28 protein-coding genes and 1 riboswitch are annotated in these 24,282 nt (G+C 37.4%); of the genes, 6 read left to right on the top strand and 22 right to left on the bottom strand.

What is annotated here, in order from left to right; all coding sequences use genetic code 11:
• Positions 1–235: 235 nt before the first annotated feature.
• The 8 genes from MHH51_RS02395 to wrbA all read right to left on the bottom strand — a co-directional run bounded on the left by MHH51_RS02395 (position 236) and on the right by wrbA (position 7,713).
• Complete coding sequence (locus MHH51_RS02395; RefSeq protein WP_147208955.1) at positions 236–1,258, bottom strand: ThiF family adenylyltransferase; 1,023 nt, start codon at positions 1,256–1,258, stop codon at positions 236–238.
• A complete protein-coding gene (locus MHH51_RS02390) occupies positions 1,248–2,018 on the bottom strand; it encodes a thiazole synthase (protein ID WP_339284284.1) in 771 nt (256 codons plus the stop codon). The genes MHH51_RS02395 and MHH51_RS02390 overlap by 11 nt, the downstream gene beginning before the upstream one ends.
• Positions 2,019–2,021: 3 nt before the next feature.
• A complete protein-coding gene (thiS, locus tag MHH51_RS02385) occupies positions 2,022–2,225 on the bottom strand; it encodes a sulfur carrier protein ThiS (RefSeq protein WP_339284282.1) in 204 nt (67 codons plus the stop codon).
• Complete coding sequence (gene thiO / locus MHH51_RS02380) at positions 2,222–3,358, bottom strand: glycine oxidase ThiO (protein WP_339284280.1); 1,137 nt, start codon at positions 3,356–3,358, stop codon at positions 2,222–2,224. Before thiO ends, thiS begins: the two co-directional genes overlap by 4 nt.
• A 2-nt stretch (positions 3,359–3,360) precedes the next feature.
• Complete coding sequence (locus MHH51_RS02375) at positions 3,361–3,972, bottom strand: thiamine phosphate synthase (RefSeq protein WP_339284279.1); 612 nt, start codon at positions 3,970–3,972, stop codon at positions 3,361–3,363.
• Between the two features lie 115 nt (positions 3,973–4,087).
• Positions 4,088–4,183: riboswitch (TPP riboswitch) on the bottom strand.
• Between the two features lie 97 nt (positions 4,184–4,280).
• Positions 4,281–5,021, bottom strand: a complete 741-nt coding sequence (locus MHH51_RS02370; RefSeq protein WP_339284277.1) for a MerR family transcriptional regulator — start codon at positions 5,019–5,021, stop codon at positions 4,281–4,283.
• Between the two features lie 203 nt (positions 5,022–5,224).
• Complete coding sequence (locus tag MHH51_RS02365) at positions 5,225–6,934, bottom strand: DNA-binding protein (RefSeq protein WP_339284275.1); 1,710 nt, start codon at positions 6,932–6,934, stop codon at positions 5,225–5,227.
• Positions 6,935–7,101: 167 nt separating this feature from the next.
• Positions 7,102–7,713, bottom strand: coding sequence for an NAD(P)H:quinone oxidoreductase type IV (gene wrbA, locus MHH51_RS02360; RefSeq protein ID WP_147209387.1), 612 nt, complete (start codon positions 7,711–7,713; stop codon positions 7,102–7,104).
• A 518-nt stretch (positions 7,714–8,231) separates the two neighbouring features.
• Between wrbA and MHH51_RS02355 the strand changes: the two genes are divergently transcribed.
• On the top strand, positions 8,232–8,471 hold the full coding sequence (locus MHH51_RS02355) for a DNA alkylation repair protein (RefSeq protein ID WP_339284273.1): 240 nt from the start codon (positions 8,232–8,234) through the stop codon (positions 8,469–8,471).
• Between the two features lie 25 nt (positions 8,472–8,496).
• On the top strand, positions 8,497–8,649 hold the full coding sequence (locus tag MHH51_RS02350) for a small acid-soluble spore protein P (protein WP_077604915.1): 153 nt from the start codon (positions 8,497–8,499) through the stop codon (positions 8,647–8,649).
• A 77-nt stretch (positions 8,650–8,726) separates the two neighbouring features.
• Here the strand turns inward: MHH51_RS02350 and MHH51_RS02345 are convergent, their stop codons facing one another.
• From MHH51_RS02345 to MHH51_RS02315, 7 genes are all read right to left on the bottom strand, one after another.
• A complete protein-coding gene (locus MHH51_RS02345) occupies positions 8,727–9,680 on the bottom strand; it encodes an SDR family oxidoreductase (RefSeq protein ID WP_147208937.1) in 954 nt (317 codons plus the stop codon).
• A gap of 114 nt (positions 9,681–9,794) precedes the next feature.
• Complete coding sequence (locus MHH51_RS02340) at positions 9,795–9,980, bottom strand: hypothetical protein (RefSeq protein ID WP_156985905.1); 186 nt, start codon at positions 9,978–9,980, stop codon at positions 9,795–9,797.
• A gap of 105 nt (positions 9,981–10,085) precedes the next feature.
• A complete protein-coding gene (locus MHH51_RS02335) occupies positions 10,086–10,604 on the bottom strand; it encodes a TetR/AcrR family transcriptional regulator (protein ID WP_147208933.1) in 519 nt (172 codons plus the stop codon).
• Positions 10,605–10,669: 65 nt separating this feature from the next.
• Positions 10,670–10,885 carry a hypothetical protein gene (locus tag MHH51_RS02330; protein WP_186813546.1) on the bottom strand — a complete coding sequence of 72 codons (216 nt, stop codon included), beginning with the start codon at positions 10,883–10,885 and terminating at the stop codon, positions 10,670–10,672.
• A gap of 116 nt (positions 10,886–11,001) precedes the next feature.
• A complete protein-coding gene (locus tag MHH51_RS02325) occupies positions 11,002–11,802 on the bottom strand; it encodes a nucleotidyltransferase domain-containing protein (RefSeq protein WP_246145035.1) in 801 nt (266 codons plus the stop codon).
• A gap of 193 nt (positions 11,803–11,995) precedes the next feature.
• Positions 11,996–12,529: a GNAT family protein gene (locus MHH51_RS02320; protein WP_156985906.1), complete on the bottom strand. Its 534-nt coding sequence runs from the start codon at positions 12,527–12,529 to the stop codon at positions 11,996–11,998.
• A 63-nt stretch (positions 12,530–12,592) separates the two neighbouring features.
• Complete coding sequence (locus MHH51_RS02315; protein ID WP_339284271.1) at positions 12,593–13,105, bottom strand: N-acetyltransferase family protein; 513 nt, start codon at positions 13,103–13,105, stop codon at positions 12,593–12,595.
• 206 nt (positions 13,106–13,311) lie between these two features.
• Here MHH51_RS02315 and MHH51_RS02310 point away from each other — a divergent pair, with 206 nt between their 5' ends.
• Positions 13,312–13,737, top strand: a complete 426-nt coding sequence (locus MHH51_RS02310; protein WP_339284269.1) for an SRPBCC family protein — start codon at positions 13,312–13,314, stop codon at positions 13,735–13,737.
• 130 nt (positions 13,738–13,867) lie between these two features.
• Here MHH51_RS02310 and MHH51_RS02305 read toward each other — a convergent pair whose 3' ends face one another.
• The 4 genes from MHH51_RS02305 to MHH51_RS02290 all read right to left on the bottom strand — a co-directional run bounded on the left by MHH51_RS02305 (position 13,868) and on the right by MHH51_RS02290 (position 16,155).
• Entirely contained in the window at positions 13,868–14,236 is a 369-nt protein-coding gene (locus tag MHH51_RS02305; protein WP_339284268.1) for a nuclear transport factor 2 family protein, read from the bottom strand.
• Between the two features lie 142 nt (positions 14,237–14,378).
• The gene (locus MHH51_RS02300; RefSeq protein ID WP_147208921.1) at positions 14,379–14,711 is read right to left on the bottom strand and encodes a metalloregulator ArsR/SmtB family transcription factor; all 333 of its coding nucleotides are present in this window, start codon (positions 14,709–14,711) and stop codon (positions 14,379–14,381) included.
• On the bottom strand, positions 14,712–15,131 hold the full coding sequence (locus tag MHH51_RS02295) for an SRPBCC domain-containing protein (RefSeq protein WP_156985909.1): 420 nt from the start codon (positions 15,129–15,131) through the stop codon (positions 14,712–14,714).
• Between the two features lie 157 nt (positions 15,132–15,288).
• Positions 15,289–16,155 carry a LysR family transcriptional regulator gene (locus MHH51_RS02290; RefSeq protein WP_339284267.1) on the bottom strand — a complete coding sequence of 289 codons (867 nt, stop codon included), beginning with the start codon at positions 16,153–16,155 and terminating at the stop codon, positions 15,289–15,291.
• 145 nt (positions 16,156–16,300) lie between these two features.
• Between MHH51_RS02290 and MHH51_RS02285 the strand changes: the two genes are divergently transcribed.
• Positions 16,301–17,077, top strand: coding sequence for a methyltransferase domain-containing protein (locus tag MHH51_RS02285; protein ID WP_339284266.1), 777 nt, complete (start codon positions 16,301–16,303; stop codon positions 17,075–17,077).
• A gap of 126 nt (positions 17,078–17,203) precedes the next feature.
• Here MHH51_RS02285 and MHH51_RS02280 read toward each other — a convergent pair whose 3' ends face one another.
• The 3 genes from MHH51_RS02280 to MHH51_RS02270 form a co-directional block, all read right to left on the bottom strand.
• A complete protein-coding gene (locus tag MHH51_RS02280; protein ID WP_339284265.1) occupies positions 17,204–18,487 on the bottom strand; it encodes a histidine--tRNA ligase in 1,284 nt (427 codons plus the stop codon).
• A 499-nt stretch (positions 18,488–18,986) separates the two neighbouring features.
• Positions 18,987–20,138, bottom strand: a complete 1,152-nt coding sequence (locus MHH51_RS02275) for a VanZ family protein (protein WP_339284264.1) — start codon at positions 20,136–20,138, stop codon at positions 18,987–18,989.
• Positions 20,139–20,456: 318 nt separating this feature from the next.
• On the bottom strand, positions 20,457–21,938 hold the full coding sequence (locus MHH51_RS02270) for a peptide MFS transporter (RefSeq protein ID WP_339284263.1): 1,482 nt from the start codon (positions 21,936–21,938) through the stop codon (positions 20,457–20,459).
• Between the two features lie 773 nt (positions 21,939–22,711).
• Between MHH51_RS02270 and MHH51_RS02265 the strand changes: the two genes are divergently transcribed.
• Positions 22,712–23,425 carry a Na-translocating system protein MpsC family protein gene (locus MHH51_RS02265; protein WP_246145034.1) on the top strand — a complete coding sequence of 238 codons (714 nt, stop codon included), beginning with the start codon at positions 22,712–22,714 and terminating at the stop codon, positions 23,423–23,425.
• A 253-nt stretch (positions 23,426–23,678) separates the two neighbouring features.
• Positions 23,679–24,077: an anti-sigma regulatory factor gene (locus MHH51_RS02260; protein WP_147208905.1), complete on the top strand. Its 399-nt coding sequence runs from the start codon at positions 23,679–23,681 to the stop codon at positions 24,075–24,077.
• Positions 24,078–24,282: the final 205 nt, after the last annotated feature.

Below are 24,282 nucleotides of genomic sequence, written 5' to 3'. Positions count from 1 at the left end.
TCTCCTTCAATTTTTATTAAGACAATTGCACCCTGTTTATGTATTATCCATTATATCCATATCGAATAATAATTTCATTCTTATAAATAGATTTTTTGTTTAATCCACATACAGTTTTCATTATTATTGACGAGAAAAAATCGCCCCTGTAAAGACAAGAGGCGATGATAATAAGGACGGAATAAAATATGGCTTTTTTTCTAAGAAACACCAGTATCTTCTTATTTTAGTACTCTCACCCCAAATAGCGGTGATAAATATTTTTTGCTTCTATCGAATCCATTGTCCCATGAACCAATGTTCTTCCGTCCTGAAAAAGAACAATCCGGAAAGAATCAACTTCAAACGAAAGCAGATAAGGATTTTCAAACAATTTAATTTGTTTATTTTTCTTCAGCTCTTTTGCCACTTCATCCAAATCCGTCTGTTTACGCTGCGGGCGTAGCTGGACTGTATTTCTTCCGCATAACACAGCTGTTTTCAGCCGGGAATCATAGGCTAAGTTGGGATAGCTTCTTTTCGATGAGCATGATGGGCAATCTGGTTTGCGTAATGCTTCTGCCTCCATTTCCGTATGCTCATTTTTCCAAAGGTCAAAGGATATAAGCTTTCCTGATAAAGCTGCTTCGTTACCTGTTAATAGCTTTAGCGCCTCTGTTATTTGCTGGGAAACAACTTTTTGCACAACAGGCTGAATAATTCCGACACTGTCACAGGTAGCACCGTTAGCAGGAATATATTCCTGCAGACATTGTAAACAAGGCGTTTTATCAGGTAGAACAGTAAAGGTAACTCCATAGCTGGCTACAACTGCTCCGTAAATCCAGGGCTTTTGATACTTTTGCGCGATATCATTCAGTAAAAGCCTCGTCTCAAAATTATCCGTAGCATCGATGATCAAATCTGTCTCAGGTACGATTTCCCTTAGTATATCTATCTCGGCATCTCCAACAATTGCGTCTATTTTAACGTGGCTATTCACTTCAGAAAGCCTTTGTTTGGCGGCAACCGCTTTTGGCATCTTCTGCTTCATATCCGCTTCACTGAAAAGCTGTTGCCGCTGCAGGTTACTTTCTTCTACATAATCCCGGTCAATTATTGTTAGTTGACCAACACCGGCACGTGTCAACGCTTCTGCACTGCTTGATCCCAGTGCGCCTGCACCGACAATCAGCACATGACTCCGGATCAGTTTTTCCTGACCGGCTTCACCAATTGGAGCAAATAATATTTGGCGGTGATAACGATTAGTTTCCAACGCTGATCCCTTCCTCAGGGCTGCTGGCTACAGCATAGTCTTTCTTTGGAATTCTTCCTGCTTCATATCCCAGCCGTCCTGCCTCCACTGCGTATTTCATCGCTTCAGCCATTTTCACAGGATTATCCGCTCCAGAAACTGCTGTATTCAATAAAACGCCATCTGCTCCCAGTTCCATGGCATAAGCTGTATCAGCCGGCGATCCGATACCCGCGTCAACAATAACAGGTACTGATGACTGCTCGATAATAAAAGAGAGATTTAAAGGATTGATAATCCCTTGACCACTTCCAATTGGTGAAGCTCCGGGCATCACTGCATGCGCACCTGCTTCCTCCAGTTTTTTGGCCAGCACAACATCATCTGATGTATATGGAAGTACGGTAAAGCCTTCTGCCACCAGCTCTTCTGTAGCTTTTAATGTCTCAACAGGATCTGGGAGCAATGTTTTATCACATCCAATAATTTCCACTTTTACCATATCACATCGTCCCGAAGCAGCAGCTAATTTAGCAATGCGCACGGCCTCTTTTGCGTCCTTCGCACCTGCCGTATTTGGTAAAAACGTATATCGATCCACATCAATTTTTTCTAAAAAATTTGGCAGTGAGGGATCGTAAATATTCATCCTTCTTACAGAAAAGGTGAGTACCTCTGTCCCTGATTTATCTACCGCCTGCTTTTGAATATCGAAATCAGGATATTTTCCTGTTCCTAAAAATAAACGAGATTTAAATTGATAGTTTCCAACTTTAAGCATTTCTTAACCCCCTCCAACAAAATGAACGATCTCAACCTTATCTCCATTTTCCAGTACAGCTTTTTCATGCTCTTCCTTTTGCAATATCTGCTGATTATGCTCAATGATCAAAGGTTTATCTTCCAATTCCAGAAAATCAATTAGACCTTTGATGTGCTTTACCTCTTCCTGAATTTCTAATCCATTGCCGTTCACTGTTATTTTCATTGTGACTCACCTGCCTTTTCCAGTTTATTGCCTTGACGATTCAAGCTAAAGCTATCGTAATAAAATGGATTAATCGGTTTATTCTCTATTAAGTCTGCCATATAGATTCCCGTAATTGGCGATAGCAGTATGCCATTCCGGTAATGTCCCTTTGCCGTATATAAACCAGCAACATCTGGAACCTCTCCCAAGTATGGAAGTTCATCAGCTGTGGCAGGTCTGACTCCCGCCCAAAAACTGCTTATCCTCGCTTCTCCCAGCCGCGGAACCATTTTCTGTGCTCGTGACAATAGCTTGTGAACGCTCGCAGCATGAACATGCTTATCTGTTTTATCGGGGATGGAAGATGCTCCAACAATCACTTTTTCCCCTTGCTTTGGAACGAGATAACAGCCATCCATCCAAAGCGTAGTTTGAAATAAATTCTCTTCTAATTCCAGCAGCAGACATTCCCCCTTCACCGGAATTGTGCCATAATCTTCAGGCAGCAGTTCATCTCCAAAGGCACCTGTTGCAATAACGATTTGATCAGCATAATAAGCTCCCTTTGTTGTCCGGACTCCATGAACTGCTCTATTTTCTATCAACAGCTCAATTACTTTTTCCTGTTCACGCAAAGCTGCACCATGATGATAGGCAGCCAGGGTGAATGCCTCCGTAAGATGACGGGCAGAAACCTGACCATCATTGGGCAGATAAAGAACAGCATGAAGATTCTCTGTTAAGCCTGGTTCCATCTTCCTTGCTTCTTCTACGGACAGCAAATAAGCAGGATTATCCTCTTCTCTCTGAAATGCAGCGATTGTTTTCAGCTTGTTGTACTGATGCTGATGAAAAGCAAGCTTCATAATCCCCTTATGAATATACTGAATATCAATCCCTGATTTTTCATACAGCTCTTCGGATAAATCTTTAAATAATGCTCTGCTCTCTTGTGCAAATTGGAAAAGAGGACTCTTCTCTGCAAATTCTCCTTGAGCTCCTAACATTCCAGCTGCAGCACTTGATGCCTCACATCCGATTTGATCCCTTTCTACTATCAGCACCCGATAGCCTCTTTTAGCCAGCTGATAAGCAATAGAACAGCCAATTACCCCACCGCCTACAATAATTTGATCAAACTGTTTTTTCACCTTCACCCACCTTCCCAAGTATCCAACACTTCCCGGTAAGCCTCAACAGTTTGCACCGGATTATCCGCCTTCCAAATACCAGACATTATCGCTGCCCCGGCTGCCCCTGCCTTCATTACTTCTTTCGTTCGTTCCGGAGTAATCCCGCCAATAGCGTAGACCGGAACAGATAATACATTGGTGATTTCCCGAAGGTCAGCTAATCCTCTCGGCTGCTGGCCAGGCTTGGACCTGCTGGGATAGAGATGACCATACAGCACATAATCTGCCCCTTCCCGTTGAGCCTGTTCTGCTTCCAGTAAGGAATGAACAGACTTCCCTGTTAAGAGCGCAGAGAAGCACTTTTTCACAAGCGGCATGGAAGGACTGTGATATGCCAACTGGACACCTGCACACTGTTTCATCACAGCGATATCAGCCCGGTCATTTACAATTACTTTCGCTAATGGAAATTCGATGCTTTCTAATGCTTCAATTATTTCCATGATTTCCTTTGCTGTCTTCTTTTTCTCCCGGATATGCAGAAAATCAATATCTCTATGAATCCGCTTAATTATTTGCAAATGCTGTTTAGTAAAATTTCCATCACTGATAAGATGTAATTGTTTGCCCATGCCATTGCTCCTTTCTTTCATTTCCCGAGAATCAGCGGAAGAAACGAAAAAGGCCACTCATCCATTGGATAAGTGGCCCTGATTATATAAAAATTCAGCGATCGAATTATATATCGTCATGTTCCTGCCACTTCCCTACGCTAGTGCTAACCAGATCAGGTTCAAAGGGTCCGAATATTCGTCTCAGCCAAAGGCTCCCCTAGTGTTGACTATTTAATTTTCGAATTACAATTAAAGGATAACATATAATTTTTTATTTTCAAAGTTATTTTTACAGTCTCTCTTTTTTCTGCTTATGAATAATTTGTCTAGCCTTGCTTTGCATAGTTAACAGAAGCAGCATACAAATAATAAGTTAATCCTGTTTGTTGATTCTCTAACATATTTTTGTGAAATTCATCAGTAATAAAAAACCATGTTGATTCAACAAACCCTTGTGAGTCTACCTTCATAATGTTGTCATTGATATACTTAATATGCTCAGAGATAAGCTGTTTGACCCTTTCATCATTTACTGTCCATCCCTTTTTTAAAGCAAAAGCCATTTTATCCATAAACGCTTTCGATTCTCTGGCTGATTCATTTAATTCCTCCGCTTCAATATTATCTACAGGGATTTCGTATTGATAAGTTTCCTGCAGATATTCATTTTGCTCTTTTAACTGTTCCTGCCATTGTTCTTGATTTAACCCTTTAAACATATTTTGATTATCCATCACTTCTCCACGCTCCTCAAAATATATAGTTTCGTTAAGAGTATTTAATATCAGATTCATTCGTTCTCTCTTGTCTTCTATCAGTCTCTTTTGTTCCATTAACATATCGTAACGGCTTTTTTTCTCATACAATATTTTCTGAATAGACTCTAATGAAAAATCTAATTCACGATAAAACAAAATATGCTGTAATTTTTCTAATTCCTTTTTCCCATATAAACGATATCCAGCTTCTGTGATTTCCCTCGGCTCTAACAGTCCAATCTTATGATAATGATAAAGTGTTTTGATCGTTATTCCGGTTAAATCAGCTACTTGCTTAACCGTCAGCATATGAAACTCACCTCCTCATAAATAAACAATAGACTCCTACCTAAGGCAAGAGTCAACAACCATTTTGATATTCTAAAAAAAATATTTCTTATTATTCTAATCTTAATACTTAAACTACATGGAAAAGTCATCTTTCAACAAATCAAAAAAATCCCCTATTGCCGTTTTTAACAATAAGGGATTGGTACGCGTATATCTAGCTGCTATTCTGTTAAACCATCAATCTCCATCACTTCAATGGTTGCAGTACCATTATCCATCAGCTGTGCTTCTGCCTCGATATTATCTCCCTGTTCCAGAAAGATTGCTAATGGAGCCTTGCTGGCATTTACAGTATAGATCGTTGTATCGTTTTCAAGTAAAAATTGGATAATCTGCCCCTGCTCTGTCGAGTTCACAACTACACGACTGACGGTTCCTTGAACAGTCTCAGTGACAGTATCACCAGTAGCTCCCGTGTTTCCAGGATCCTGTAACAGAGCCATTCGATAGGCATCCAAAGCAGCATTTGCGGTATCGCCAAACACGACAAAGTCTGAATCATTCGCTTTAATGTAGGCATACTGCTTATGCAATCCATTCGGATCCAGTACATTGACAACCCAGGTTGGATTTCCGTCAACATTGTATAGAACAGGCATATACCCTTCCCATTTCTTCTCCGGGAATTCCTTATTAACGATTTGCTTTGCTCCTTCACTGTCCATAATACCGTTGTTCTTCTTACCGCCATAATAGGTCAGCTCTCCGGTTCGTGCATTAACTAATGTATAGCCTAATGCAGAATCGATATTTTCCTTCGGGGAGGTCATATCGGTAAAATAAAACATATCTCCATTCTCATCAAACATTGGTGTAACCCCAGATTCCGTGCCAGATTGGTTAGGCAGCTTCACATCTCTCTTGCCAAAGACGCTGTTTAACCAGCCATGAACATATTTCCCATAATAATCATTCGTTAACGTAGCCATTTCTGAGCTTACAGATCCTTCAATAAAGTCTGGAGCCTCGTCTGTTTGATAAGCATTCATTTCACCAGTGACCGGATCAATCACCACAACCTGAAGCTTATCCAGGTTTGGTTTATTTGTAATATTCATCGGCTTATAAATGGTTTGAACATACCATGGCTTTCCATCATCATCCACTTCTATTTGTGCTTCTCCACCTTGTATATATTGCGGAAACTTATTATAAATTACACGCTGCACATATTTATGAAAATAGCTGGAATTTGTATATTCCATAGGCTCCTCTTCAAACGTTGGCTGTGCGTTTACATCTGTTGCAGAAATCGTAAAGTACCCAGCTGTTTCTTTTCCACGGACAAACTTCCAAAAGTCGGCGAATTCAACAGGAGCAACGTAAACAATTTCATCTCCCACCTGCTGTACCTGTAGCTTGCCTAAGTCATAGAATTGGGCGTTTGGCACAACACTCATTGCCTTTTGAATCTTGTTACGTGCAAATTCAGGGGCCACTGTAATCGGTGTTTCATCCTTAGATAACGGCTTTGCCTCGGACTCTTCATTTACTGTGATCGTATTATGTGCATTGTCCAATACTGTAAAACCGGTAATGATTACAGCGATAAATAATAACAGTCCTAATCCAAAAATGCTGAACAATGGTATAAACAGCTTTTTCTCCATAAAATTATTCGGCTTTAATATTGCCGTCAAAGCCGGTGCAAGGACAATAGCAGTAATTAAATTAATCAATAGCATATTCGGAATAGTAATTGCCGGCATCATAAAATAGTTAATGACGGCTAAAACAATAAAACCAAAAACAAATAATCCAAAAGCAAATTTCAGCGCCCGCCCTGTTTGTACCGATGAAGCAAAAGCTACTACAACTGCTACAATCACGTATAAAATCATACTTATTAAAGTTGCTAATAAAATTCCCATCTTCTGCTCTTCCTCTCTTATTGCTGCATCTATATTTACGATAAAGCACCAAGAAAGGATTCATTTTTTATGTAAGTAATTACCGACACTCACCAAGCTATGTTGATACTAATAAAAAAGACAATACCCCAAATAGAAAGAGGTACCATCTTTTTTAATGTCATTAATTACTGATTTCCTTTTTTAACCCATTCAGCAGCTGTAACTGTGCGCTCTGCCTGATGTTTCACAGCAGCTTGTACATCTTCAACCATTTTTCCATCCTGATCGACAGTAACACTAGTTCCATATGGATTTCCACCAGCTGCAAATACAGATTCATCAGAGTAACCTGGAGGAACGATGATTGCTCCCCAGTGCATCATGCTGGTATATAGTGACAGAATAGTTGCTTCCTGACCGCCATGCGGGTTCTGTGCAGAAGACATCGCACTGACCACTTTGTTAACGGTTTTTCCGCTTGCCCAAAGCCCGCCTTGGATATCTAAAAACTGTTTCATTTGCGAAGGCATGTTTCCGAAACGTGTTGGTGTGCTGAAAATAATTGCATCTGCCCACTCAAGATCTTCTGAAGCTGCAACCGGAACATCTTTTGTTGCTTCCACTGTAGCTTTCCATACCGGATTTCCTTCAATAACTGATTCTGGAGCTAATTCCTGTACTTTTAATACTCTTACTTCAGCACCTTTAGCTTCAGCCGCTTCTGCTGCCCATTTTGCCATTTGGTAGTTGGTACCACCCATACTGTAAAAAATAACTGCTACTTTTGTATTTGACATACTTTCCATCTCCTTCGATTCATTTGATTTTCCAAATAATTTATCTAAAAATCCCATTTGCTGCACCTCTTTCAACGCAAGCCCTGTCCTCCGATATCTGACATCATTCTTTTTATCCCTCATTCATTAATTTTTATACCAAATACAATTTATTTTGCTAAATAAATCAGCATACAAAGGTACCGGGTTTAATCATAAGGTTTTATAAGCTTTGCCGAAGATTCTCAGAAAACATGGACCAAATTAAAGCAATAATTCGTTTTAAAGATAATTTTTCCTTAATTGCATTTAATTCAATCTTATTTAATTAATTTATATTGAATTAAATATAATTATAGGCTTTATATTTCTATTTGTCAACAAATTATTAACTAAACTTTTGTATGGAAGATAAAGAATCAGTCTAAATTAAACCTGCAAAGCACAGACTCCATTTAAAATTCCCGTATAAATTAGCGTAAATCAGAGAAAATAAGGCTAAGCTTCGAGCAAAATGGTTAAAAATTGAGGTGTTATATATGAACCAGCCTTACCAATGCCCCAGATGTAAAACAAACCGTTCCCGATTTAATATCATTGAACAAATAGCAAATCCGGTCAAATTGGATGCCAACACCGGTGCAGTGTTAAATGATTATGAGCAGGATCCATTAGAGGTTTTTCATATTGCTTACAACGGCCCGGATAAAAGGATACAGTGCGGAGCATGCGGTTTAATTGAGGATGAAAATACTTTTGCAAATACAAATGCGCAATAATTACAACTATGGAGGATGGATATAGATGACTAAAAATCGAAAAGGACCAAAGCAGCAGGAACAGCCTGATTTACCCCAAAGTCCAAAGCAGCCTTATGGCGAACCATTAGCAGGATCTCATAAAGTGAAAAATAAAAATCATTCCAGACAAAAAAATAATGCGTCACATGATATGTGACGCATTAACAGTTATAATATACAATTCTACTTCATAGCCTTGCTTCAGCATCGTCAGTTTCTATCAACTGCGAAACATTAATTATTTTTGTCCATTAAAGCTTGTAATGTTTTTTCCAGACCTTTTTGAAAAGGAGTTGCCGGAATAGCACCAATCCTCTTTTCATATTTTTCTCCACTTAAAATGAATCCTTCTTTGGTAAGATACATGATTTCAACTATTTCTCTCATGAATTCATCGAACAAGCCAACCAGACGGATAACATTTTTAGTCAAAGGAATAACAGCCTTTTGGTTTCCTGTTACTTTCCGGGCAATTCGGATAATCTCTTTACCTGAAATCAATCCAGCTCCTGGTATATTCCAATTTTCACCATAGGAATCATCTTTTTCTGCTATATTTACAATCATTTTAGCCGCATCTGGTAAATAAACATATTCCCGGGGTGTTTTTAAATTCCCAATAAAAATGGATGTTTTACCTGCAGCCACCCCATCGAGTGTAGGCTGTAAATAAGAATTTTGTGATGTTGGTCCATAATAATCCGGTAATCTGACAATTAAAGCCTCTGCTCTCTTCCATTTCTCGCTAAATATCAGCTGCTCGAATACTACTCTAAGTTTACCTTTTTTCGTATGCGGATTTTGAGGATGATTTTCGTCTCCTTTCGCTACCTGATGTCCATATACATAAATCCCATCAACAATCACGATTCTTTTTCCCAAAGCGTCTGCCGCTTTCATTACACTTTCTCCCAATGGCATCAGTTTTTCTGCCATTTCCTGATATTTAACATTCGCACATTGAAAGATAACATCTGCATCTTTAGCAGCGTCTACAATTGTTTGGTAATCAAATATATCTCCCAGCTTATAGGTAAGACTCAAATGATGATTGTATTCAGCTAACAATGCTTCCAATTTATTTTGTGAACGCCCGAAAGCAATGACTTCTATTCCTCTGTTTAATAGTTCCGAAACAATTACTTGACCAGTTCCTCCAGTGGCACCTAATACGATTGCTTTTTTCATCTTCAAAACTCCCTTCTATTTAGTTATTGATTAATCAATAACTAAATGATAAAAAATATATTTGTTATTTATATGGTAAGGCCAGATTTAACTTATTCCTGATAAATGCCTGGGTTAATCCCAATATGTGAACAATACAATGACAAGAGCAGTAATTCCTAACCCTACAGATAATCCGGAAACTGTGTTTTCTATTTTATTCTTCTTCAACGTTTTCTCTGCCTCCTTTTCATCATTGATTAGTAAATAATTAATCCAGCCAGCTGATAATACAGACGGCAATAACTCCAATAAAAACATAATCAACCTTGCTTAATTTCACTTTTCCACCTCCAAATCACTATATTTATTGATTGATCAATTACTAACTATTATAAAAAATAAATAATCATCTTTATTGATTATTTATTTTCCTTTCCCATCAATAAGCTCAGGAAGGTCTAAGAAATAAGATATATTACAGAGCATTCCTCTCGCTAAAAACGTACTGGCTTCTCTTTCTGCATCCTTTACTCCAGCAGCCTTGAATCTTTCCAAAGTATATCTTCTAATTTGAGATAATCCTTTTTTGGCAATGTCCTGTATAGGCTTTTCTGTTACAGAAACACCTATTACCTGTACAGCAATCTCATTAGGATGCAATTCGGACAGCTCCTCGTAAGCTTCAATCATTTTCGCAACAAGCTGATACGGTTTTGCTTCCACATTTTTAAATGTTTGAAGGATTCTTTCAAATGCCCGATCTAAAGCAGCGATAAATAATTCTTCCTTTGTTTTGAAGAATCTAAACACATAAGGCTGGGAGATAGCTGCTTTTTCCGCAACCTGAGCGGTAGTTGCATTATAATAGCCTTTTTCTGCAAATACTTCCAATCCTGCCTCCAGGATCTCTTCCTTACGATTTTCCTTTGTTGATTTTGCCATATCAGTGCACCTGCCCAAATTTAGTGATTAATCAATTACAAAAATAGCTTAACTCTTTTTTTTACTCAATGCAAGCATGTTGATATAATTTTTAATGAAAAATGATGCGCATAAACTGCCGGAAAGCTTGAAAAAGGAATTTGTTTCGCTCGTTTCTTCCCCGGAAAACTCCAGGCCTGCAAAATATCACCCTGATCTCCCAAAGGTTGATTAGGATTATCATTGGCCCCTGCTATAAACCTGTCTAATGACATAGAGATATTTAGAGTCACCTTGCTCATTGCAAAACCTTCTTAATGCCAGTTTATCACGTAAAAATATGCTGTATTTCTTCTTGATTGCTGTATATTTACACACATCATTTAAAACAGATTAGCGTTATGTCGCTTCCGTGCATTTAACAGAATTTACCTGCTTCCTTTATAAAGTTCCTGCAAGTCCACTCCCCTTCCTTGTGAAGCAATTTATATGCAGGGTTCCGGTCTGCAGAAGGTTCTTCTATCCAATTTAACAAAGTATGGATAACATCCTCTTTTTCAGGGAAGTACTGCACAACCACCTTGGATTGTTCATACAGGCGTGTCGTCCAGATTTGAGATCGTACCATGGTCATAGAATAATATGTCCGGATAAGCTTACGGCAAAAACCTTGTAGGAGTATTTTAAAATCTTCATCAGAAGCTGCTTTCATCCTTTTTAAAACCCGATTGCGGACCTCACAAATATCCCCATTGAAAGAAATTGGTATCTCCGGTGTCAGTTTGTATGGACCAAAACATTCCCTTACGTCCTCTCCATATACACAAACACAGATTTCCTTCAAAAAAGCATTTTCATAGTAGTTGGAGGTATCAAAGGTATAGTCATAATCAGCAATAGCTATCCCAACCTCACGAACCAAAGATTGATATTTTTTTGTTAGTTTACCGGCCAATTTCTTTAATTCATCCAATTGAGAAGCGGTCAATTTAGTGCGAAACATAGCTATAATATCTAAATCTGATTTTATAAGAACAGCGTCTCCTCTTGGCACGCTGCCGTAAAGATAGACACTATGCAATTGCTGTTGGTATAAATTTTTAAGCCAATCCACAGTTTCTTCTATACAAGGCAGATATCTTAAGTCAATTTTGTCCATACTGACGTCACTTATAATATACCCATCAGGATCCAGGCCATATCCGGATTTTAATTCCAATACTTCCAGCTCCTTTTTCATTACTGGTTTTGCTTAGGATAACACATTATAGTATTCTGCAGCAGGTATATGACATTGATAATCAATAAAATAGGCAAGCGCTGTAAAAGGTATTTGACACCCATTCCATAACTGACAAGGTAAAAAAGCTTCATTCTTTATGGACGGAGCTTTTTTATCTATTTTGCTTTTTCTAAGATATTCTATTTTCCCAATCATTATATAAAATTCCCATCTCAATCAAAGTCCAATACTCGTCTCCTATTTTTGCAGCATCTTTTATAGACCTTTCTCTTCGAAACCCGGCTGCTTCATAACACTTTATAGCTGACATATTAAAATCAAACACACCCAGATTTACTTTATACAATTTTAATTCTTCAAACGCAAATGCTAACGCTGCATGTATTATCTGACTTCCATAGCCTTTTCCTCTGCTATCAGCAGCACCAACTAATACTTTGCCAATCCTTGCTGAAGAATTATTTCTATCCACTTTCCCCAGAGAAACATGCCCAATAACCTCATTAATTGTATCATCCATCACCTTAAATATATATGTAGTAGCATCTGGTTTATTTGCACCTTCCATATATTTTTCCAGCTGCCCGTTTGTCAAAGGATAGCTGAATGTCGGCCCGCTCCACTGTAAAACAAATGAAGCATCTGGCATCCAATCGATTAATTGCTGAAAATCTTTTTTTGAAAAGTATTCTAATCGTACCAAGATAAAAACTCCTTTTCCTGATTTTCCTGACAAACCCAAACCTTTAACAAATAGCAAATAACATTATTCTTCCGTAGGTTTCTCTGGGCCGTTTAATTCTAATTGATAAAAAGCTAGATCTCTCCATTGATTAAATTTAAAGCCGATATTTTTTATAGTCCCTGCATGCAAGAAGCCGAATTTTTCATGCATGACAATACTTTTCTCATTTTCTGCGTCAATCCCGGCAACCATCATCTTGTATTCTCTTTCTCTGGCAATTGCAATGATTTCATTCATTAAAGAACTTGCAATTCCTTTTTTACGATATCCTTTATCTACATAAATAGAATGTTCAATAGAGTATTTATAAGCCGGCCAGTCTCTAAAAGGACCGAATGTTGCAAATCCTGCTACTTTACCAGCTTGTTCACTTACTAGAATTGGGTAGCCTGCATCCATTTTTTGTTTATACCATTCCTGTCTATTTGTGATCGTCTGTGGTTTATAAGTATATACAGCAGCAGTATGAAGAATGGCATCATTATATATATCTAAAATATCCGCTAAATCTTTTGCAGTTGCTTCTCTTATCATGTTTTTCTTCCTCTCACAACAGTATTGTACTTCAATATATAGGCTGTGGCAGAATTTTGATAGTTCCAGCCAATATTCGATGACGCTTTTATAAATAATTATCTTATCACATATCTTCCTGATTAAAATAGTATTTAAGAGAACACTGGTGAAAACAGCGTGTTATTATTATAGATATAAATACACTTTTAAAAGGAGGTTATGTAATGGAAGCTGATAAACCAGAAATGATAACCATTGAAGTAACGGTCCTTACACCTGTTGAGAAAGTATGGATTCATTGGACTGAACCAGAGCATATAACTAAGTGGTCTTTTGCTTCAGATGAATGGCATGCACCAAGTGCTGAAAATGATCTTAGAGCTGGGGGAAAATTCACGACAAGAATGGAAGCAAAAGATGGAAGTTTTGGATTTGACTTTAGTGGTGTATATGATGAGGTAAGTACAAATGAATTTATTTCTTATACACTTGGGGATGGCCGGAAAGTCAGCATTACTTTTACCAGGCAAGGAAACGTGACAAAGATTACTGAAGTTTTTGAAGCGGAACCTGAAAACCCGATAGAGATGCAAAAAAGTGGCTGGCAGGCGATATTAGATAATTTTAAAACATATAGTGAGCAAGTTTAAAAAGACAATTATCAAATTGATGGAACAGGTCATTTTTATTGGTAATAACAGCAAAAAAATCTCCTTAAGCTTCGGAGATTTTTTCTTTCATCTTATATTTCATATGCTGAAAATAATGATATCTTACTTTTTATCGTATAAAAGTATTTTGATCATAAGTCAGCAGCCAATCCTCGTTTTCCTTTTCAAACACGAGATGGAGATAATAATCCTGATGATAAGGATTCCCATCTTCATCTAAATCGTCGTAATGAATAAACAGTAACGCGTAACCTACACTCTTTTTTTCTTTTGTTTTAATGACATCATATGTTATTTTCCAATCTGGATCTGAAAACCAGTCCTGATTAAACTGGATGAATTCTTTCCGATTTTGAATAAGCTTCCCGTTCGGCAGAATAAGGGTAATATCTTTCTGATGAATCGTGTCCGTGAAGCTCTCCATATCTTTTTGTTTCATGGCCTGCATATGCTGTTCCAAGGCTTGATGAAAGTCCATTTTATAATCCTCCCAGGAGTTATATTTTTTAGGGCTTAATCATCCATTCGCGGTTTCATGCAATAATTCCTGCTTTTCAGGGACTTATTTATAAAAGTATGAGCTATTGTTCCATCGGTACCAGCACATCCTTTAGAATTTGCTATTCTTTCTTATCTTCCTCGTTCTCTACTAAATACTTCAGCATGGACAACTTATTATCCCAGAACTGTTCAAAATAAGAAACCCAGTCTTTTATGTCCATTAAAGGCTCTGGATGTAGATGATAAATTTTTTCTCTGCCGCTCTTTTTCCCGGAAACAAGATTTGCCTCAGATAATATAGTAAGATGCTTTACTACTGCTGTCCGGGTAATTGAAAAATGAGATGTAATCTCTGAAATAGCTAAGTTCTGCTTGGAAAGCAAATGCAGAATTTCTCTTCTAGTCGGATCAGCAACAGCTTGGAACACATCATGTTTTTTTAAAGCTGACATTTAGGCCTCAACCACCTTTTTCAGTCTTTCAGCAACAATGCTTTCCCATCCATTGTTCATTCTCTCTCTGATAACACCGCTCTTCTCATTTGGTTTGGTGATCACTGTCTCTGCTTCTTTCCAGCCACCGTGAATAACCGTAAATTCTGTGTTATCACCTAAATCCTTTAAGATAAACGAAACAACCCATCCATCTATATCCCATGCAAAAGATATTTTGTTAGGCTTATCTACCTCCAACACTTTGCAGGGGGATGGGCCAAATGGTGATTGAATAGTAAATTCATGCCCCACTACCGCTTTAAAATCATTTGGCATAAACCAGGCAGCCATCCCTTCTGATGTGGATACTTTATCCCAAACCCTCTCGATAGGAGCATTAAAAATAGTTGTTTGTTTTATATCTCTAAGTTTCTCCATGCTTATATTCCTCACTTCACATTTAATGTAACACCTTTTGGTTTCGTTTTATGATATAACGCTAAAAGGTGTTATGTCAACAATATTTTCTGTTAACTAAAATGCTGTTGTTACTGTTATGATATTAACCAGAATACCATTAGCGGCTTTAAATCTTTTATAATGATTCCTTTAAAAAAGCAATAAAACTTCTGGCTTCCTCTGTCTCTATCTTTGTTAAAACGTACGTTTCTGAATTGGGCGCAGCTATTTTTTCCGGTTTTATTTCTATTAATTTATTCGCTTCTATTTCATCCTTCACCATAGAAACCGGTAAGTAGGAAACACCAAGACCATTTTCGATAAATTTTTTTGTTACTTCTATCTGATTGACTGCCATCGTCCGGACGTTTGGATAATGTTTCTTAACATCTTTTAACAAAGTATCCCAGTAATCCGGATGATTATTGGTGATCAGCCGATAATCGGATAAAACTTGGCTTTCCTTTATGCTGTTTATTTTTCCTTCTACGTTAGTCCCTACTAGAATAACAGGTTCATTATGCACTGCTTCAGCATTTAAATTCGTTTGGATTGGAATTACTCTGGTTAAACCGAGTTCAGCTCTTCCTGTATTCACTTCATCACCTATTTCAAAGGAATTTACAACATTTATCAGTACTTCTATATCATCATTTTCATCCATAAATGTCCGTAATAGCGGAGGTAAAAAGGAGGATGCGATTTGCGGAGCAGCTGCAATGGTTAATTTACGATGATAGCCTTGCTTCCATGAATCAAAACGCTCCATTCCCTCTTCATAGCTTAAAATCAGCTCTTCGGCAAATGGGAGAAAGTGGTGTCCTGCATCTGTCAGTATCACTTTTTTCCCGCTTCGTTCAAATAAATCGATTTGAAGATGCTCTTCCAGACGTTTTATATGCTTTGAAATGGCAGGCTGGGTCAGATATAATTCCTCAGAGGCTTTTCTAAAATTCTCAAATCCCGCTGCAACAACGAAGGTCTTTAGCCATTTAATATCCACTTTAATACTTCTCCTCCCGAACACTTATAACAATCCGTTATTAAAATATATAAATTATTTTATTTTTCATTATAAGCTAAATTCACTATAATACAATTAATACTTGCAAATTTAGTCCATGGTTACAATTTAAGGAGGAGCGGTTATGGAACATCATCATGTAAAAGATATTTGGAATGCAGATTTGTACGACGGAAATCATTCGTTTGTATCAAAGTTTGGCAGTCATTTATTAGAGCTTTTATCCCCTGTAGAAGAAGAGCAGATTCTCGATATAGGGTGCGGTACAGGAGACCTGGCCCATAAAATCTATCAGCATGGTGCCCGTGTAACAGGGGTTGATAAATCAGAGAACATGGTTCATCAGGCAAACATTAAATATCCTGATGTAACGTTTATAGCGAAAGATGTTCTAGAGCTTGAATACAATAATTCTTTTGATGCCGTTTTCTCAAATGCAACACTTCATTGGGTAAAACAGCCTGAGGAGGCACTTCAACACATCTATAACAGCCTGAAATCCGGCGGGAGGTTTGTTGCAGAATTTGGAGGTAAAGATAATGTTCAAATCATTACAAATGAAATTATCCTTCAGATAAAAAAAGCAGGAATTCCCTATACACCAGACCAATTCCCCTGGTACTTCCCAAGCATCGGCGAGTACACAACCTTGATGGAGAAAACCGGATTCCACGTGGCATTTGCCCAGCATTTCGACCGGCCGACACCTTTAGAAGGCGAGACGGGATTGCGGAATTGGATGAAAATGTTCTGTGGAAATATCTTCGAAAACCAGCCGGAAGCTATACAAGAGCATGTAATGATACACGTAGAAAATAACCTAAAGGAAACTCTAAACCAAGATGGCCAATGGATTGCGGATTATAAGAGACTCCGTGTCGTTGGTATAAAGAATGGGTAAAAAATCTGTTAGAACAGAATGAAATAAGATTTGATTCAAAACAGTTGGCAGGAATCTATTTTAAAGAAATCCTCAAAATGGTTTCCTGCCTTCATAAATTTAAATATATTACAGCTGGCAGCTTATTCAAAGAAACGGAAATGGCTCTATAATTTCTTCTCCCAACAGCATATTCTTCACCTTAAACTGGTTATTTTTCACTTCGTTTTCTCCAATAATGATAACATTGCGGATTTTTTCCTTATTCGCTCTTTCCAACGCTTTGCTTATCTTTTTATTTCCCATCTCCACCTCTGCTTTATACCCTTTATTTCTTATGTGTTTGGCCACTAATAAAGCTTCTTTTTGTGTGCCTAACGGGATAATATAATAATCTATCTCTTTGCCAGGCTTTCGGCTTGCACCAGATGCTGACATAGCTGTATAAATCACGTCCAGCCCAAAAGAGATTCCAACGGTAGAGAAGGTTTCATCCGCCCCCATCAGTCCGCCGATTGCATTATCATATCTTCCACCGCTTCCTATGCTGGATGTAATAGATTGATCGGCTAAGAATACTTCATAAACGGTACCTGTATATATATCTAATCCCCTTGCTAAAAATGGATTAAACTCACATTGCTCATTGATATCAAGATAGTCCACATACGACTTTAGCTCTTTCAGCTCCTGGAGCCCCTGTTTAATCTGTTCATTTGGGGCAAAGAGAGTTTCAAAATAGCCGAAACTAGTATTATTTCCATCTGTCAAAAACTGTTTAATCGAGCGGATGGATGCACCTGACAGTCCCTGCTTATCAAGCTCACCTATAACAGCATCTACTCCTACTTTTTCAAGCTTATCCAATATCAGTACTACTTTGTTTATTTTTGCCGCTTCCACACCAAACAGTTCAAGCACCCCGGTTAATAGTTTCCTGTTATTGAATTGGATTTTCACTTTTAGTCCAAGTTTATCAAAAGCATCCAGTGCCATCGTCATTAATTCCGCTTCTGCTATTTGTGAATCTACCCCGACAATATCAACATCACACTGTGTAAATTCCCGAAGCCTTCCTGTTTTTATTGGGCCATCCCGAAATACCTTGCCAATTTCATACCGCTTGAAGGGCATCTTCAATGTCGGGTTCATTGCTGCGACTTTTGTAAATGGGATAGTGAGGTCATACCGTAATGCTAAATCTCTTTCTCCTCTGTCCGTTAAGGTATACATCTCCTCTAATATTTCCGCTCCGCCGCCATATTTAGAAGCAAGTAATTCCGTATAATTTAAGATAGGTGTTTCTAACGGCTGACAGCCATATTGGACGAATACATCCTCTAATGTCCTCCTGATATTTCTCCGTATGCTTTCCGACTCTGGTAAATAATCCTGTGTTCCTTTTACATTTTGATAATTCATTTTCTTCATTTCCCCGGCCTCCTGTTTTATAGACAAAAATCGCATTTGAGTTAAGTATTAAACTTAATTCAAATGCGATTTCATGAATAATAGCCTTCCTAATTCGATTTTTTCAAAATTAAAATCGTTAGCAAGGCTATCTGATATGATGTAATAGTGAGAATGAATATAGTGTGTTGACGAAATCCATAATGTCCACCTCTGATTTTGGATTACTATATCATATTGATTTATCGTTTTCAATCATTTTCTTTGAGAATATCTGGGCTGTTAATGGAAAATCAGCTTATTTAACGGCTTACTTTTTTACTATTATATCAGAATAAATTTATTTGTCCTGTACTATAAAGGAATCTCTTTTGCCTCAGGCTTTGTACTGCTGCTCTGTTTTTTTCACACAAAAAGACTAAACCCCGATAGAGTTTAGTCCTAATCTGTATTGATTTTGCATGGAAAGCTTTGCAACCAAGCTGGATAATTTCATTTTCTCAGCCTGCTATGTGAGTCCTTAATCCAAGTCTTTTCTCGGTGTTATACCAGAGGCGTAGTCGTAATAAAAGGTACGCTTTCCTTTTTTAGAAATGATGTAAATAGCATGAATAACTAAAACCATCCACATTATAACGAGAAAACCGAACACAGCCACTGTAAGCCATACATGATAAACATACATCTCCGAATTCATATCCAGTTCAATTGCCGTCAATATATTTAAAAATGCGGATAATACCCAAGGTACAAAAAGGGCAAACATCCTTTTAAACATAGCCTGCCATTTAGGTACATCGCCTTCTGAGTCAGTAAGTTCAAATCTCAGAATACCTGTCCCTGCTGTTTTCCCATCCCATAAAAGAGGCACAATAAAATAAACAACAAGAAAGCCGGCTGTTTTATAAATAAATTCAACCATCTCATTCGATATAAATAGCCCTAATGTCAGACTCCAGCTGATATGAACAAGCATAAAATCGATGAAAACTGCTAGCAGCTGAGCTAATGGGCGGACTACTTGGCTCTCCTGTATTTTATCCCTCTTGGCAAGAAGATTTTTTTTAGACGGGAATAAAGCAAGTATCATTGGAGCAATAAGAAACCCAAATAATGCCCCTGCACTATTTAAAATCAGATCATCCACATCGAATATACGGTAAGGACAATTATATATTCCGTAAATTCCTGTTACCTGTGTAATCTCAAAGAAAAGAGACAAACCAAACCCCAACCCTAACGCACGCTTCCAATAATGTTTATTCTGGAAAAAGTATCTTAAATAGACTCCCAACGGCAATAGTAACAGAATATTAAAGGCTGCCTGCAAAAATGCACTCTGTTTAAATATCTGCATATAGGTTGCAGGTTGTGTCCAAATAATTTTGCTGCTATTTATTGTATCTGTTATAAAAGAAAATGGTGTAAGCGAATAATGTACTGTGTCGGGCGGCTGCAAAGCACAGGTATTTCGAGTATCCGGTAAAGGCAGCAGCACTAAAAATAAAGCGGATAACAGGTAAAAAATAAAAGAAAAAGCTACGATAGAAGCCCAAATACTTAAGTAACCATATTTTCTATAAACATAGATCAGCCAAGGGATTGTTAGAAATACGGACAATAGGAGAAATATGATAGCCGCTGTTTGGATTGGCATGATATATACCGACATATGTACACCTCTTTCTGAAATCATAAACAAATCAAATATTACTTTTAAATAAAGTTTAAGCAATAATGTCCAAGCTCTTCTTTGTTTTACGTTAAAAAAGGAGCTCTGTCAAATATAGTAATACATAGAATTTCATTTTCTCCATCATTCAATTATTACATTACTATTCGTTAACCCCAAAAAACCGCTCCATACTTGATAAGCAGAAGCGGTTTTTTTAAGAAATATATAATGACCTGCCCCTTTTTAAGAGCTGTCACCTAACTGTCTGGTAAGCCGTGACCTGACTATTTTTTGGATATGCTCGATTCAATCATGCTACGCTCTTTTTTTATAGAAAGAGGAGAATAAGAATAGAACAGCACCAAGCAATACAGCAATTCCGCCAATGATTCCAAAGTACATAATCTCTGTTTCAGGGCTATATAATTTAACGATTTGTGCGTTAATTGCCTGTGCTGAAGCATTAGATAAGAACCATAGACTCATTGTCTGTGCGGAGAATGCCGCAGGAGCCATCCTCGTTGTGGCTGCTAAACCAACAGGTGACAAGCATAATTCACCAAAGACAACAATTAAAAAGCTGAGCACTAACCATATTGGGCTGACAAGCGCATCAGGCCCTGCATAAATTGCAGGAATGATCATAATCAAGAAAGAAAGGCCAGCAAAAATCAAACCTAATGAGAATTTTTTGTGTGTAGATGGCTGTCTTTTGCCAAGCTTCATCCATAGCGCTGCAAATACTGGTGCTAACAATACAATAAATAATGGGTTGAATGATTGGAACCAAGATGATTGCAAGGAAAAACCGGCAAATGATAACCTTGTCCGTTCATCAGCGTATTGTGCCAGGATAACTGCCCCTTGCTCCTGGATTGCCCAGAACACCATTGCTGCAAGGAATAATGGAATATAAGCAAGTAAACTCTTTTGTTCCTGACTTGTTGTTTTTTTGCTGAAATACATCACTAAAAAGTAAATAATAGGAATAATTATCCCTAGTATACTTACTAACATGATAAATCCATCAATGGTTAAAATACCGTTAGAAATCAGAATAGCACCAACAATAACAATTACGATGGCACTGATTCCAAATTTCAGAAATACAGATTTCTTTTCTTCAGGTGATAATGGGTTAGGCACATAAGAACCGGCAATCCCTAAATATTTCTTTCTGGTAGCCAAGAAAATAATAAGCCCAACAAGCATACCCAGGGCTGCTACCCCAAATCCAAGATGGAAATTATATTTTTGCCCGAGTGTTCCGACAATAAATGGTGCAATTAAACCGCCAAGGTTAATACCCATATAGAATATACTAAAACCGGCATCGGTACGTGGATCTTCTTTATCATATAAATCTCCGACGATATTAGATACATTCGGTTTTAACAGTCCTGTACCAATAACAATTAAGCCCATGGATACAAACAGAGCTGTGACTCCTCCTGGGAAAGATAAGGCAATATGACCTGCCATAATCAATATTCCGCCATAGAAGACAGTTCTCTTTGTACCAAGCAAGCGGTCAGCAATCCAACCGCCAATAATTCCTGACATATATACAAGTGAGCCATAAATAGCCATAATGGAAGCAGCTGTTCCTTTATCCAGATTCAGCCCGCCATCTTTTATTGCATAATACATATAGTAAAGTAAGATTGCTCTCATACCATAGTATGAAAATCTCTCCCAAAACTCTGTGAAGAATAATGTAAACAAACCTTTAGGATGTCCGAAAAAACCTTTTTGCGGAATACTCTTAAGGATATCTTCTGAATTTTTTGTTGTCATAATATTTCCTGTCCCTTTCTATTTAAATTGATTCACCCTTCGCAATTCATAATATAGCCTCAAATATTACTCCAGCATCAAATTAGAGAAATTGATACTCTTAAATAAATATTCTAACAATTTAAAAATACCTCACCGTCTGGTTTTCGTTTACTGAAATCGTAAAACTGCCAAATAGAAGAGGTACCCTTGATTGATGACCATATAAGCAAATGCTAAAATGAAATAAAATCAACTTTAAAAAATAAACATATATAAATATTTATGTCATGCAGCAATGACATTGTTTTTCTTTAATTGCACTGCTTCTATTTTCAAATGGATTTCTACTCCCTGCTTTGAAAATAAAACCTTTTTCGCATACTTGCTTTTGGCTCGTCAGGTGGTACTGCTTCTCCCGTTTATTTCCATGCGTAAAAGTCGAATACTGAATATGATAACACTATGAAAGTTTAATGTAAATTAATTGACAAGTGGTTATTTTTTCAATTTTTTCATCATATATTCATATGGTACCAAAAAAAGGAATTTCCCCAAGGGAATAATGCACCAAAATTTCTATCACATAAAAGATACCGCTATATTTTTTGAATCAAAATAATTTTCCAACACACAAAATTAATGGTATAGTTATCACAGGGATTGTAAAATAATGTACGGTCCTTAAAATGTTTTTTCATGCTCTATCAATCATACTAATAGAAATCGAAGCATACTCCTATTTTCGCGGCGAATATAGATATAAATTGATTATACCCAAAAGGAGAAAACAAGTGGAAAAAACAGTAGAATCTGGAATATCCAGTGCAATCGGTAAACTATTTCGAGATAATTTCGGAAAAGGACCGGAGGCAATTTTTGTATCTATAGCAAAACCATACATCACTATTTATTTACGAAACTTTTTAGCTCCAATGGAAAGAATTCTGCTGAAGCAGGAAAACGAATTAAAATTTCAGGAAACCCGTGACCTGTTAATGAAGGAACTGACGCCGGAAATACAATCTATTATTTCCTCACAGGCAGGAGTACAAGTAGACAAAATCTACTATGACTGGTCAACAGAAAATAGAAACGGAATTCTCTTTGCAGAACTTAATTCCAACTTAGATGAAACAACCGGGAACTATCTTAGTTATCCAGCAAAAGAACAGGTTCACGCGGAGATTAGCCGTTTTACACAAAAAGCGCAAAAGTCTCCAAGAAAGCTTACATCATGTATGCTCAACTCTCGCACATTAGTCTCCAGACGGGAGGACATTTTTGTCCTGATTGAACAGGAGCTTATCCGTTCCGGCTTTGAAAATCAGCTCAGGCTGTCAAAACGGAAGCTGGAAAAGAGTTTAATTGATAAAAAATTCTTAGAGTCTGTACTTCATCAGGAAATACAAGATGTATTCGTAGACTGGGATTTTGAAAATGATACAGGCTTTGTTATCTTTATACTTAAACCAAAAAATAATATGGTGGAAATGTCTAGACAATAGAGCTAAGACATAAGCCGAAAAGGGTATCGTATCCTTTTCGGCTTTTTTTAAAATTAAATTAAATAATAAAAAGGAATTCAGACAGTGAGAACAATGATTATAGATACACTATTCATTAAAAGGGGCAAACTGGTATTTGGCTTTCATTCGCAATAATACTGATTGATTCAGGTATACATCTCCAGCGATTTCCAATCGTTCTTAATCTGAAGCAAGGAATATAAAACTTTATCAAGAACTGGAGGACTAGACTATGAAAACTCAATCAACTGTGAACATCAATAAGGAATTAGATATTGTTCAGGCCAGACAGGTAGGCAGGAATATAGCAAAACAGATTGGCTTCAGTACGGTTAATCAGGCACGTATTACCACGGCAATATCTGAATTGGCCCGCAACATTTATCTATATGCAGGTAAAGGACAGATTTCCTTTGAAGTCATTGACGCGTTTAATCAAAAAGGCATAATTATGATCGCTGCTGACTCTGGCCCGGGGATCAGCGATATCAAGTTAGTATTGCAGGATGGCTATACTACTTCGGGAGGTCTCGGGGCAGGACTTCCAGGTGTTAAGCGATTGATGGATGAATTTGAAATCCAATCAGGAAGTGGAAAAGGTACAACAGTTAAGGCTATTAAATGGGTCTGAAAATTAACATATAAAGTTAAAAATTTGTGTTATTTTATAGCAAACAGAAGTCTATTCATTTTCTTACGGCTTTGATTTATTAACCGTTCATTTAATATTTACTATACTTCATTTTTATTAATCTTTTACATAAAAAAGAGGATACAAGCTTTAAGGGGCTTTAAAGCTCTTTAAATTTGTTAGTCATGCCATAACTGTCCCCTTC

It is taken from the genome of Oceanobacillus sp. FSL K6-3682 (assembly GCF_037976165.1).
In the GTDB taxonomy this organism is placed as follows: Bacteria; Bacillota; Bacilli; order Bacillales; family Amphibacillaceae; genus Oceanobacillus; species Oceanobacillus sojae.
Note: the sequence above shows the minus strand (reverse complement) of the source record. Positions and strands in the feature narration are given on the sequence as shown.

Bases quoted from the DNA above. Each gene is read 5' to 3' on its own strand.
- thiS (WP_339284282.1), bottom strand. From the start codon at position 2,225: ATGAAAATAACAGTGAACGGCAATGGATTAGAAATTCAGGAAGAGGTA.
- MHH51_RS02390 (WP_339284284.1), bottom strand. From the start codon at position 2,018: ATGCTTAAAGTTGGAAACTATCAATTTAAATCTCGTTTATTTTTAGGA.
- MHH51_RS02305 (WP_339284268.1), bottom strand. From the start codon at position 14,236: ATGGACTTTCATCAAGCCTTGGAACAGCATATGCAGGCCATGAAACAA.
- MHH51_RS02355 (WP_339284273.1), top strand. From the start codon at position 8,232: ATGAACCAGCCTTACCAATGCCCCAGATGTAAAACAAACCGTTCCCGA.
- MHH51_RS02370 (WP_339284277.1), bottom strand. From the start codon at position 5,021: ATGCTGACGGTTAAGCAAGTAGCTGATTTAACCGGAATAACGATCAAA.
- MHH51_RS02340 (WP_156985905.1), bottom strand. From the start codon at position 9,980: ATGTTTTTATTGGAGTTATTGCCGTCTGTATTATCAGCTGGCTGGATT.
- MHH51_RS02350 (WP_077604915.1), top strand. From the start codon at position 8,497: ATGACTAAAAATCGAAAAGGACCAAAGCAGCAGGAACAGCCTGATTTA.
- MHH51_RS02280 (WP_339284265.1), bottom strand. From the start codon at position 18,487: ATGAAGAAAATGAATTATCAAAATGTAAAAGGAACACAGGATTATTTA.
- MHH51_RS02300 (WP_147208921.1), bottom strand. From the start codon at position 14,711: ATGTCAGCTTTAAAAAAACATGATGTGTTCCAAGCTGTTGCTGATCCG.
- MHH51_RS02270 (WP_339284263.1), bottom strand. From the start codon at position 21,938: ATGACAACAAAAAATTCAGAAGATATCCTTAAGAGTATTCCGCAAAAA.
- MHH51_RS02295 (WP_156985909.1), bottom strand. From the start codon at position 15,131: ATGGAGAAACTTAGAGATATAAAACAAACAACTATTTTTAATGCTCCT.
- MHH51_RS02285 (WP_339284266.1), top strand. From the start codon at position 16,301: ATGGAACATCATCATGTAAAAGATATTTGGAATGCAGATTTGTACGAC.
- MHH51_RS02310 (WP_339284269.1), top strand. From the start codon at position 13,312: ATGGAAGCTGATAAACCAGAAATGATAACCATTGAAGTAACGGTCCTT.
- MHH51_RS02335 (WP_147208933.1), bottom strand. From the start codon at position 10,604: ATGGCAAAATCAACAAAGGAAAATCGTAAGGAAGAGATCCTGGAGGCA.
- MHH51_RS02275 (WP_339284264.1), bottom strand. From the start codon at position 20,138: ATGTCGGTATATATCATGCCAATCCAAACAGCGGCTATCATATTTCTC.
- MHH51_RS02375 (WP_339284279.1), bottom strand. From the start codon at position 3,972: ATGGGCAAACAATTACATCTTATCAGTGATGGAAATTTTACTAAACAG.
- MHH51_RS02315 (WP_339284271.1), bottom strand. From the start codon at position 13,105: ATGATAAGAGAAGCAACTGCAAAAGATTTAGCGGATATTTTAGATATA.
- MHH51_RS02345 (WP_147208937.1), bottom strand. From the start codon at position 9,680: ATGAAAAAAGCAATCGTATTAGGTGCCACTGGAGGAACTGGTCAAGTA.
- MHH51_RS02260 (WP_147208905.1), top strand. From the start codon at position 23,679: ATGAAAACTCAATCAACTGTGAACATCAATAAGGAATTAGATATTGTT.
- wrbA (WP_147209387.1), bottom strand. From the start codon at position 7,713: ATGTCAAATACAAAAGTAGCAGTTATTTTTTACAGTATGGGTGGTACC.
- MHH51_RS02330 (WP_186813546.1), bottom strand. From the start codon at position 10,885: ATGAGCAAGGTGACTCTAAATATCTCTATGTCATTAGACAGGTTTATA.
- MHH51_RS02365 (WP_339284275.1), bottom strand. From the start codon at position 6,934: ATGGGAATTTTATTAGCAACTTTAATAAGTATGATTTTATACGTGATT.